We start from the raw sequence: 11,162 nt of genomic DNA, 5'->3' as shown, positions 1-11,162 counted from the left end.
TCCTGCACCTCCACGGATAATAAATATCTATAATTAATGTTGTGATCCCAGTGTCTCCCGGAGCAGCTTCGCCCGGTACATATCGCGTTCAGTAGGCGACAGCTCGTCACCGAACAGCTTCTGCAGAAAGCCCGGCTGAGTCTTTACATTCAGCTCATTGAGCACTGAAATCGAAGGCCCTTCCAGAATCCCCAGATCTACACCAAGCCGCAGATCGGAGAGCCGCTGTGCCGATTCTTTCAGTTCCATCACAGCAGCATAGGCCAGAATTCCGTAGGAGCGCTTGATACGGTCCGTAATCCGCAATGCGGAATCCGCCAGCAGGCGTTCACGCGCATTTCGCTCATGCTCTATAATCTGGGTGACTACACTGTGAAGATTCTCAATAATCTCACCTTCGGTCTGTCCCAGCGTAATCTGGTTCGAGATCTGAAAGATATTCCCTACTGCTTCGCTGCCTTCACCATAAATTCCTCTAACGGTAAGCCCCACCTGATTAACCGCAGATAAAATGCGGTTGATCTGATGAGTCATCACCAAGGCCGGCAGATGGACCATAACCGATGCTCTTAGCCCTGTTCCCACATTGGTGGGACAGCTTGTTAAGTATCCTCTGCGGTCATCGAAGGCGTAATTGACAGCAGCCTCGAAAATATCATCGATGGCAGTCGCCCTCACCCATGCTTCTCTGACCTGCAGTCCAGGGAACAGACATTGAATACGGAGATGATCCTCCTCATTAATCATAATGCTGACCGACTCGTCCTCATTAAGAATGACTGCCCCGCCTTTGGAATCATCCGCCAGATTAGGACTGATAAGGTGCTTTTCCACCAGCACTTTTTTGTCCAACTCACCCAGCTCATCCAGCCTCAGCAGTTCAAAGCTGCCGAAATCTGCAGAGGCATCGCCCTGAAATACAGGGGCAAGCTGCTCCAGCACCTCCTCCGACTGCTCTGTTGAAGCGAGCAGCGGGAACGGAAGATGCTCCAGATTACGGGCGATACGCATACGGCTGCTGATGACAATCTCCGAATGACTGCCGCCGCAGCGCATCCATTCACTAAGTGCTTGTTCGGTATACCGGAGACTTGACATGCCTGATCCCCCCTATATATCAAAGACTTTACTCTTGTGGCATTTCTTTTTCAAGCTTGCGGATTCTGTCCCTCAGCTCAGCTGCGGTCTCGAATTCCTCCTGCACAATACTCTGCTGTAATTCCTGCTTCAGCTCATCAATCTGGCGCTTGCACATAATCTGTGCTCCAGCCCGCTTAGGAAGCTTGCCGACATGTGCTGTACTGCCATGCACCCGTCTGAAGAGCGGGTCAAGCGTACTGTCGAAATACTTATAGCAGGAGCTGCAGCCGAACCGTCCCAGCTTGCTGAACTGTGAATAGGTCATGCCGCAGTTTTCACAATGCAGACCCTGCACACTTTGTGCTGCTGCTGATTTGCCCTTGCCCGAGCCCTCCAGATCCAGGAGACCGGAAAGCAAGCTGTGGATAGAGAAACCGCCCGCAGTTCCGGGAATCAGTTCACCCTTCTCCCGCGCACAGCTTTCGCAAATATGAAATTCCGTCTTCTCCCCGTTCACGATCTTCGTGAAGTGGAGTGTAGCCGGTTTGACGCCGCATTCCTGGCATAGCATGAGCGGTGTCCCTCCTTACCATTTGACAAATTATTTGCCCAATAAAGAGATTAGCATAGCCTTCATAAGCTTGGCACGAATCTCATCCCGGTACGGCAGATTAACCGTCAGGCATTCCCGGGAAACCGCAGACCGCATCAGACACGCTTCACGTTTGGAGAGGAAACGGGCCTCCTCCAGCTGATAAATCAGCCCTTCGGCAGAATTCTGATCAATATCATTCCCTATCGTGGAGTTCAGATGTGCGTATAAGGCCACATTCTGAGGCAGCTCATAGCGCTGAATCCGGATATATCCACCCCCGCCGCGTTTGCTCTCCACCACATATCCCTTTTCCAATGTGAACCGTGTGCTGATGACGTAATTGATCTGTGACGGGACACAGGAGAACTGGTCCGCCAGATCATTGCGCTGAATTTCCACCGTACCTTCGGGACTTTCATGCAAAATATTCTTCAGATATTGTTCAATAATATCGGAGATATTACGCATCACTCATCCTCCAGTGTGTAAGCATTGGTTAAATCTGTGCTGCGCCAACGCCTGCCGCCCAGTGACATGCTCTTAAGAACTTAACCCTGGCAATGCAATAAGAATCGGCTGCAATAGCCTCTGCACTGCGCTTTTTCTCTAAATGTTACATTCCTGAGAACGATCCTATCCGGCCTGCGTTGACTTTGACTTTCTTTGACTTTTTCATATTATAACATATTCTCACTGAATTCCAAGGGGTTACTCTTATTTTTTACTTTTTGGCTGTAATGTATTCCGGTTGCCTGCTTAGTTCACTGAACTTGGGCATTATGTATAGGAAAGCTCCTCCGCTTCCAAGGAAAGAAGAAGAGCCGTTCGCTGTCAGAAAAAATCGAATAATGCCGTCTCAGCCTGCGGAATCAGCGCTTCAAGCCAAGCAGTCGCCTCAGCAGTCCCGGATAGTTGTCCGTACTTTGCCGCTTGAAGCGGACGCTTGTATCCCATCAGCAGCACAGTAAGCGTGCCGATACCACATTCCAGGTCAGCGTCTGACCGCTCGCCCTGAATCCGGATAAACGTCGCCTCCCCCTGCTCCGACACCGTCCACCGCCATAACCCGTTGTTCCAGGGCGCATGCTTATCTTCAATATAGAGCACCCGCTCCCGGTCACCCTCCGGCACATTGAAGGTCATGCTCTCCACAAAAGCCTTAGCATTGACGATTCGCGCCATGAAGTATGGATAATTCTCCTGTTCAATCCGCGGATCAGGGAGGAGAAAAGGCAGAATGTCGTCAGCAGGCACCAGCTTCAGCTGCGCAGCCGTAATCATGGAGTCATGATTGGCAAGGAAGGTCCACAAGCCCTGGCGGGCAAGCTCGTTCCCATAGATGAACTCATCTATGACCAGCTCCTGCTGCACTATTTTATACAGCACATAGCCTTCCGGTTCACCCTCCTCTGAATAAAACACACAGGAATGCGTATCATCATCAAGCACACTTTCCTTCCACCAGGTCTCAGTACGCTGGAGACTCCCGTTATACCTCATGGCGAATTGATCATACAGCTGCTGGAATACTGCAAAATCAGGAGTATCGCGCTTCACGCTGCCCTTAATCTCCGTCTTGTGCGGGAACTTCCCTACCGGAAGAGTGTACTTCTTATATTCACAATAGATCTCCCAGCCGAATTTACGGTAAAAGGGAATCAGGAACGGATGCAAAAAGGACAATGTCTGACCGGCTTCGTTCATGGTCTGGAGCGCATGGGTCAGCAGATGGGCCACATACCCCTGCCTGCGGTTCTCCGGCCAAGTCGCTACACCGGCGATGCCCCCCATAGAAACGGGCTTGCCTTGTATATATACCTGTAACGGAAGAAGCGTCAGCTTCGCACCGATGCTGTCCCCTTCAAAAATCGCCCAGGTTTGTTCCGGTTTGAATTTTTCCTTGGCACGTACTCTATCTTCTGCTGAAACCTTATATTTAAAAGCATATTCGGACAAGCTCAGGCTGTCCTCAAATTCTCCGGCACGTAATTGCCTGATTTCCATTCTGTTCCCCCCGTTACATTTCATAAACTAGCTCCAGTTATTTGCTTAATAGAGAGTATAACAAGCGAAGCCGCCAGATGCTAATAGAGGCTTGCCATCAGCTACAAAAAGAATAGTTATCCACAGCTTTTGCACAGCAACGCAAAAAACCGGAAAGAGATTCTTTCCGGCTGAAATGAGTTATCCACGAATACGTTTTATCTATCCACAATATTCACTTTTTATCCACAAAATCGGTGTATTACTTATGTTTTCGCTTGACTCATCCACAATATTATGCGTTATGTTCCCATAATCCGGGGATCAATTCGTTCCTGCAAAGGTATCCACATGTGCGCAACTTTTCTGTACTTACTGAAATCTATCCACAGCTTTTCCACAGCCCTGCCTGCACGCAAAAAAACCACTGTCGATTGCTCAACAATGGCTCATGCGCTTGGCAACGTCCTACTCTCCCAGGACCCTTCGGTCCAAGTACCATCGGCGCTGGAGGGCTTAACGGTCGTGTTCGGGATGGGTACGTGTGGAACCCCTCCGCTATCGCCACCAAACATGATTTTTGCGCTGCGTGGACATCTGTGAGATCACTCCCGCAAAATATCAATCCTTAGAAAGGACATGCAGCTTAAAATCGTTCAGGAATTTGATTCCTGAAAACTGAATCCGAAACGAATCTGCGCTCGCCCTTCTTACGGGGCCCCCGGAAAGTACTCGGAATCCGCTTCGTCAGCGTCATCTTCACTTTTTGGGGTAGTTTTTTGGATAAGCCCTCGACCGATTAGTATTGGTCAGCTCCATGCATTGCTGCACTTCCACCTCCAACCTATCTACCTCGTCGTCTTCAAGGGGTCTTACATACTGGGAAATCTCATCTTGAGGGGGGCTTCACGCTTAGATGCTTTCAGCGCTTATCCCGTCCGTACGTAGCTACTCAGCCATGCTCCTGGCGGAACAACTGATGCACCAGCGGTACGTCCATCCCGGTCCTCTCGTACTAAGGACAGCTCCTCTCAAATTTCCTGCGCCCACGACAGATAGGGACCGAACTGTCTCACGACGTTCTGAACCCAGCTCGCGTACCGCTTTAATGGGCGAACAGCCCAACCCTTGGGACCTACTTCAGCCCCAGGATGCGATGAGCCGACATCGAGGTGCCAAACCTCCCCGTCGATGTGGACTCTTGGGGGAGATAAGCCTGTTATCCCCAGGGTAGCTTTTATCCGTTGAGCGATGGCCCTTCCATGCGGTACCACCGGATCACTAAGTCCGACTTTCGTCCCTGCTCGACTTGTAGGTCTCGCAGTCAAGCTCCCTTATGCCTTTGCACTCTGCGAATGATTTCCAACCATTCTGAGGGAACCTTTGAACGCCTCCGTTACTCTTTAGGAGGCGACCGCCCCAGTCAAACTGCCCGCCTGACACGGTCCCCGTACCCGCTTAGGGTACCAGGTTAGAACCTAGATACGATCAGGGTGGTATCCCAACGGCGCCTCCAAGAAAGCTTGCGCTCTCTTTTCTACGGCTCCCACCTATCCTGTACAGATCGTACCCAAATTCAATATCAAGCTGCAGTAAAGCTCCATGGGGTCTTTCCGTCTTGTCGCGGGTAACCTGCATCTTCACAGGTATTAAAATTTCACCGGATCTCTCGTTGAGACAGCGCCCAAGTCGTTACGCCATTCGTGCGGGTCAGAATTTACCTGACAAGGAATTTCGCTACCTTAGGACCGTTATAGTTACGGCCGCCGTTTACTGGGGCTTCGGTTCACAGCTTCGGATTGCTCCTAACCGCTCCCCTTAACCTTCCAGCACCGGGCAGGCGTCAGCCCGTATACTTCGCCTTACGGCTTCGCACAGACCTGTGTTTTTGCTAAACAGTCGCTTGGGCCTTTTCACTGCGGCCCCCTCGGGCTATTCACCCTACCGAGGCACCCCTTCTCCCGAAGTTACGGGGTCATTTTGCCGAGTTCCTTAACGAGAGTTCTTCCGCGCGCCTTAGAATTCTCTTCTCGCCTACCTGTGTCGGTTTGCGGTACGGGCACCTTCTCCTGGCTAGAGGCTTTTCTTGGCAGTGTGAGATCATGACCTTCGCTACTGTAATTTTCGCTCCCCATCACAGCCCAGCCTTACGGTGTGCGGATTTGCCTACACACCAGCCTCACTGCTTAGACGGACATCCATCAGTCCGCGTCACTACCCTCCTGCGTCACCCCATCGCTCATAGCGGATTACGGTGGTACAGTAATTTCAAACTGTTGTCCTTCGACTACGCCTGTCGGCCTCGCCTTAGGTCCCGACTTACCCTGAGCGGACGAGCCTTCCTCAGGAAACCTTGGGCTTTCGGCGGATCAGATTCTCACTGATCTTTTCGTTACTCATACCGGCATTCTCACTTGTATGCTGTCCAGCGCTCCTTACGGTACACCTTCAACCCACATACAACGCTCCCCTACCCCAGGATCGACTTCACTCCAGCTTCGAAGTCTGTGTTTATCCCCTGAGAGCATTTAGCCATTCATCCCTTCGGATATTTCACGGCATCAATGTCAATCTGGATAAACACGCCTCAAAGGCGCAGTGAAGTCGATCCTAGCCATAGCTTCGGTGGTGTGTTTAGCCCCGTTACATTTTCGGCGCAGAGTCACTCGACCAGTGAGCTATTACGCACTCTTTCAATGGTGGCTGCTTCTAAGCCAACATCCTGGTTGTCTGTGCAACTCCACATCCTTTCCCACTTAACACACACTTGGGGACCTTAGCTGATGGTCTGGGCTGTTTCCCTTTTGACAATGGATCTTAGCACTCACTGTCTGACTCCCGGCAAGAAGGTAATGGCATTCGGAGTTTGACTGAGCTTGGTAACCCTTGCGGGCCCCGCACCCAATCAGTGCTCTACCTCCACCACTCCATTCACCGAGGCTAGCCCTAAAGCTATTTCGGGGAGAACCAGCTATCTCCGAGTTCGATTGGAATTTCTCCGCTACCCCCACCTCATCCCCGCATTTTTCAACATGCGTGGGTTCGGGCCTCCAGTGCGTGTTACCGCACCTTCACCCTGGACAGGGGTAGATCACACGGTTTCGGGTCTACGTCCACATACTCAGTCGCCCTATTCAGACTCGCTTTCGCTGCGGCTCCGGCTTCTCACCTTAACCTTGCATGTTAAACGTAACTCGCCGGTTCATTCTACAAAAGGCACGCCATCATCCATAAAGAGGACTCTGACTTTTTGTAAGCACACGGTTTCAGGTTCTATTTCACTCCCCTTCCGGGGTGCTTTTCACCTTTCCCTCACGGTACTGTTTCACTATCGGTCGCCAGGTAGTATTTAGCCTTAGCAGATGGTCCTGCTGGATTCATACGGGGTTTCACGTGCCCCGCACTACTCGGGATCCGTCTCGGAGAGAATACCATTTCGGCTACAGGGCTTTTACCTCTATCGCGGGCCTTTCCAGACCTCTTCGCCTACCGTATTCCTTTGTAACTCCATGTGAGACGTCCCACAACCCCAAGGGGCAAGCCCCTTGGTTTAGGCTGTTCCGCGTTCGCTCGCCGCTACTGACGGAATCACTATTGTTTTCTCTTCCTCAGGGTACTTAGATGTTTCAGTTCCCCTGGTCTGCCTCTGCGTATCCTATGTATTCAGATACGAGTAACTGCGAATTACCACAGCTGGGTTTCCCCATTCGGACACCCCCGGATCAAAGCTTGCTTACAGCTCCCCGAGGCAGTTTCGTTGTTCGCCACGTCCTTCGTCGGCTCCTGGCGCCTAGGCATCCTCCGTGTGCTCTTAGTAGCTTAACCAATGTGTTTTCCGTTAGGAAAATCACTTAGCATCACTAAAATATTGAAACTTGTTTACACAAGTTCAGCTTAAAGGAATGTTCTAAAACGCAAATTCGTTTCGGTATCCAGTTTTCAAGGATCAAGTTGTATCCAATATTTTAGACATACAAATAGATGAAGTTTGTTGGTGGAGCCAAGCGGGATCGAACCGCTGACCTCCTGCTTGCAAGGCAGGCGCTCTCCCAGCTGAGCTATGGCCCCGCAAATTCCATCAAAACCGAACAAATGGAAACGCTCAAGGCTTTACAAAGTAAAGCCTGCTTCAGGAAGTAAGCTTCCTGAAGACTTTTATTTGAATGTCACCATTGCAGGTGACGATTCTCCATAGAAAGGAGGTGATCCAGCCGCACCTTCCGATACGGCTACCTTGTTACGACTTCACCCCAATCATCTACCCCACCTTCGGCGGCTGGCTCCCTTGCGGGTTACCCCACCGACTTCGGGTGTTGTAAACTCTCGTGGTGTGACGGGCGGTGTGTACAAGACCCGGGAACGTATTCACCGCGGCATGCTGATCCGCGATTACTAGCAATTCCGACTTCATGCAGGCGAGTTGCAGCCTGCAATCCGAACTGAGACCGGCTTTGCTGGGATTGGCTCCACCTCGCGGCTTCGCTTCCCGTTGTACCGGCCATTGTAGTACGTGTGTAGCCCAGGTCATAAGGGGCATGATGATTTGACGTCATCCCCACCTTCCTCCGGTTTGTCACCGGCAGTCACTCTAGAGTGCCCAGCTCAACCTGCTGGCAACTAAAGTCAAGGGTTGCGCTCGTTGCGGGACTTAACCCAACATCTCACGACACGAGCTGACGACAACCATGCACCACCTGTCTCAACTTTCCCCGAAGGGCACCTGATGCATCTCTGCTTCGTTAGTTGGATGTCAAGACCTGGTAAGGTTCTTCGCGTTGCTTCGAATTAAACCACATACTCCACTGCTTGTGCGGGTCCCCGTCAATTCCTTTGAGTTTCAGTCTTGCGACCGTACTCCCCAGGCGGAGTGCTTACTGTGTTAACTTCGGCACCAAGGGTATCGAAACCCCTAACACCTAGCACTCATCGTTTACGGCGTGGACTACCAGGGTATCTAATCCTGTTTGCTCCCCACGCTTTCGCGCCTCAGCGTCAGTTACAGCCCAGAAAGTCGCCTTCGCCACTGGTGTTCCTCCACATATCTACGCATTTCACCGCTACACGTGGAATTCCACTTTCCTCTTCTGTACTCAAGTCACCCAGTTTCCAGTGCGACCTCAGGTTGAGCCCAAGGTTTAAACACCAGACTTAAATAACCGCCTGCGCGCGCTTTACGCCCAATAATTCCGGACAACGCTTGCCCCCTACGTATTACCGCGGCTGCTGGCACGTAGTTAGCCGGGGCTTTCTTCTCAGGTACCGTCACTCCGGCAGCAGTTACTCTACCGGACGTTCTTCCCTGGCAACAGAGCTTTACGATCCGAAAACCTTCATCACTCACGCGGCGTTGCTCCGTCAGGCTTGCGCCCATTGCGGAAGATTCCCTACTGCTGCCTCCCGTAGGAGTCTGGGCCGTGTCTCAGTCCCAGTGTGGCCGTTCACCCTCTCAGGTCGGCTACGCATCGTCGCCTTGGTGGGCCGTTACCCCACCAACTAGCTAATGCGCCGCAGGCCCATCCCCAAGCAGCAGATTGCTCCGCCTTTCATTCTCTCCTCAGGAGAAGAAAGAAATTATCCGGTATTAGCTACCGTTTCCGGTAGTTATCCCAGGCTTGAGGGCAGGTTGCCTACGTGTTACTCACCCGTCCGCCGCTAAGTTTGAAAGGAAGCAAGCTTCCTCTCAAACTCCGCTCGACTTGCATGTATTAGGCACGCCGCCAGCGTTCGTCCTGAGCCAGGATCAAACTCTCCAATTAGGACGCTTACGAAGTAAGCGTCACCTGCAAACTCTTCGGTCCAGCTCAGCTGAGCAGATGAAGAGTTTGCAGTATAGAAAGAGCGATTGCTCATTTTGAAACTGACGATTCATTGAATGAATCTTGTAAAAATTAAAGCGTTCCATTTGTTCAGTTTTCAAAGAACTTGCTCCCGGCATATCAACTTTATGTCTCTTGCACAGGAATTAGATCATATCATTTTATTACGTTTGTTGTCAACTTATTTTTCTTCCGCCGCTCCATTCAGCGTCGATGTCTCATAAGCACAAGAGATAATATATCACGCGCTCCAAGCCTTTGCAAGCTTTTTTTCAAATGAAGATTAGCCTCCCTTTTTTTTGAGTTAATTATGAATAGTTCACCGCAGCCCTGCACAAATTGATTCCCATAATACTTCATTTGTCGCTACAATAGAATTTATCTTCATATCCATAGATAACTAACTTATTAGCTATTCTGAAAGGAGTTCAAATGTCCAACAAGACTCTGCCTCAAGCTCCACCCGGCCCTCTGGGGGAATCACGCAATCTGCAGCAGGCTACCATCTACCGCATTTTGCTCGCTGTCAGCTTTGTTCATTTATTCAACGATTCCATTCAGGCATTGATTCCGGCGATGTTCCCTGTACTGAAAGATAATCTGGTGCTCTCCTATACCCAGATCGGCTGGATAGCATTCGCGCTGAATCTCACCTCCTCGGTAATTCAGCCTATTATTGGCTTCGCTGCTGACCGTAAGCCGCGTCCGATTCTGCTGCCGCTGGGGATGTGCTGCACCTTTGCCGGAGTGTTCCTGCTCGCTTTTGCCGGTAATTATGTATTAGTGATTGTGTCCGTAATGCTGGTGGGCTTCGGATCAGCTGCGTTCCATCCGGAAGGCATGCGCGTGGCTCATATGGCTGCCGGTCAGCGCAAGGGGCTGTCGCAATCCATATTTCAGGTGGGCGGCAACGCCGGTCAGGCCTTGGGTCCTCTATTAATGAAGTGGGTATTCATTCCCTTCGGTCAGATGGGTGCGCTCGGCTTCACCGTTATCGCTGCGGCCGGAGTCGCCATCCAAGCCTATGTGGCCCGCTGGTACCGGGAGATGCTGGATGCCGGATACACCTTCCGCAAAAAGTCGGCAGCCCGCTCCATCGACCCTGCCCGCAGCAAACGCATTCTGATTACAACGGTTATTCTGGTCTTCATCGTATTCGTGCGGTCCTGGTACGGCGCCTCCATCGGCGGGTATTATGCCTTCTATTTAATGGACAAATACGGGATGACACTGGATAAGGCACAGATCTATATCTTCATCTATCTCGCTGCCGGTGCTGTCGGCACTTTCTTCGGGGGCCCGCTTGCAGACCGCTTCGGCCGCCGCAATCTCATCCTGGTGTCGATGATCGGGACGGTACCGTTTGCGCTGGCCCTGCCTTTTGTGAACCAGTTCTGGGCAGCCGTGCTGCTGATCATCTCCGGGTTCATTCTGCTGTCCAGCTTCTCCGTCACTGTGATCTACGCACAGATGCTGTATCCGGGCAATATCGGGACGGTCTCGGGTCTGATTACCGGCCTTGCGTTCGGGCTTGGCGGAATTGGTTCTGTCGTGATTGGGCATCTGATCGACACGATTGGAATCGCCACAGTGTTCGTAGCCTGCGGCTTCCTGCCCCTGCTCGGCCTCTTGGCTCTGCTGCTGCCCGGTGACAAGAAGCTGGAGGAATGGGCTGCCGAATAAGCACA

Annotated in this window: 5 protein-coding genes, 1 tRNA gene and 3 rRNA genes; 1 reads left to right on the top strand and 8 read right to left on the bottom strand. The window is 51.5% G+C overall.

The window, feature by feature from the left end:
* Positions 1–33: 33 nt before the first annotated feature.
* The 8 genes from MKX63_RS07770 to MKX63_RS07735 form a co-directional block, all read right to left on the bottom strand.
* The gene (locus MKX63_RS07770; RefSeq protein ID WP_341016358.1) at positions 34–1,098 is read right to left on the bottom strand and encodes a protein arginine kinase; all 1,065 of its coding nucleotides are present in this window, start codon (positions 1,096–1,098) and stop codon (positions 34–36) included.
* A gap of 28 nt (positions 1,099–1,126) precedes the next feature.
* Positions 1,127–1,651, bottom strand: coding sequence for a UvrB/UvrC motif-containing protein (locus MKX63_RS07765; protein ID WP_036721899.1), 525 nt, complete (start codon positions 1,649–1,651; stop codon positions 1,127–1,129).
* Positions 1,652–1,681: 30 nt separating this feature from the next.
* A complete protein-coding gene (locus tag MKX63_RS07760) occupies positions 1,682–2,143 on the bottom strand; it encodes a CtsR family transcriptional regulator (RefSeq protein ID WP_036721901.1) in 462 nt (153 codons plus the stop codon).
* A 363-nt stretch (positions 2,144–2,506) separates the two neighbouring features.
* Positions 2,507–3,679 carry a GNAT family N-acetyltransferase gene (locus tag MKX63_RS07755; protein WP_341016357.1) on the bottom strand — a complete coding sequence of 391 codons (1,173 nt, stop codon included), beginning with the start codon at positions 3,677–3,679 and terminating at the stop codon, positions 2,507–2,509.
* Between the two features lie 434 nt (positions 3,680–4,113).
* Positions 4,114–4,230 (bottom strand): 5S ribosomal RNA (gene rrf, locus MKX63_RS07750).
* A gap of 207 nt (positions 4,231–4,437) precedes the next feature.
* Positions 4,438–7,483 (bottom strand): 23S ribosomal RNA (locus tag MKX63_RS07745).
* Positions 7,484–7,650: 167 nt separating this feature from the next.
* Positions 7,651–7,726: transfer RNA gene (locus MKX63_RS07740), tRNA-Ala, on the bottom strand.
* A 127-nt stretch (positions 7,727–7,853) separates the two neighbouring features.
* Positions 7,854–9,414: ribosomal RNA gene (locus MKX63_RS07735) — 16S ribosomal RNA — on the bottom strand.
* The 16S, 23S and 5S rRNA genes sit together here with 1 tRNA gene alongside, the layout of an rRNA operon.
* Positions 9,415–9,906: 492 nt before the next feature.
* Between MKX63_RS07735 and MKX63_RS07730 the strand changes: the two genes are divergently transcribed.
* Positions 9,907–11,157 carry an MFS transporter gene (locus MKX63_RS07730; protein ID WP_341016356.1) on the top strand — a complete coding sequence of 417 codons (1,251 nt, stop codon included), beginning with the start codon at positions 9,907–9,909 and terminating at the stop codon, positions 11,155–11,157.
* The last annotated feature ends 5 nt before the right edge of the window (positions 11,158–11,162 follow it).

Source organism: Paenibacillus sp. FSL R7-0179, assembly GCF_038002265.1.
Taxonomy (GTDB): Bacteria; Bacillota; Bacilli; order Paenibacillales; family Paenibacillaceae; genus Paenibacillus_AQ.
This window is presented reverse-complemented; position numbering and strand designations above follow the sequence as displayed.

Excerpts from the sequence above, each read along its gene's own strand:
- MKX63_RS07770 (WP_341016358.1), bottom strand. The coding sequence starts at position 1,098 with ATGTCAAGTCTCCGGTATACCGAACAAGCACTTAGTGAATGGATGCGC.
- MKX63_RS07765 (WP_036721899.1), bottom strand. The coding sequence starts at position 1,651 with ATGCTATGCCAGGAATGCGGCGTCAAACCGGCTACACTCCACTTCACG.
- MKX63_RS07760 (WP_036721901.1), bottom strand. The coding sequence starts at position 2,143 with ATGCGTAATATCTCCGATATTATTGAACAATATCTGAAGAATATTTTG.
- MKX63_RS07755 (WP_341016357.1), bottom strand. The coding sequence starts at position 3,679 with ATGGAAATCAGGCAATTACGTGCCGGAGAATTTGAGGACAGCCTGAGC.
- MKX63_RS07730 (WP_341016356.1), top strand. The coding sequence starts at position 9,907 with ATGTCCAACAAGACTCTGCCTCAAGCTCCACCCGGCCCTCTGGGGGAA.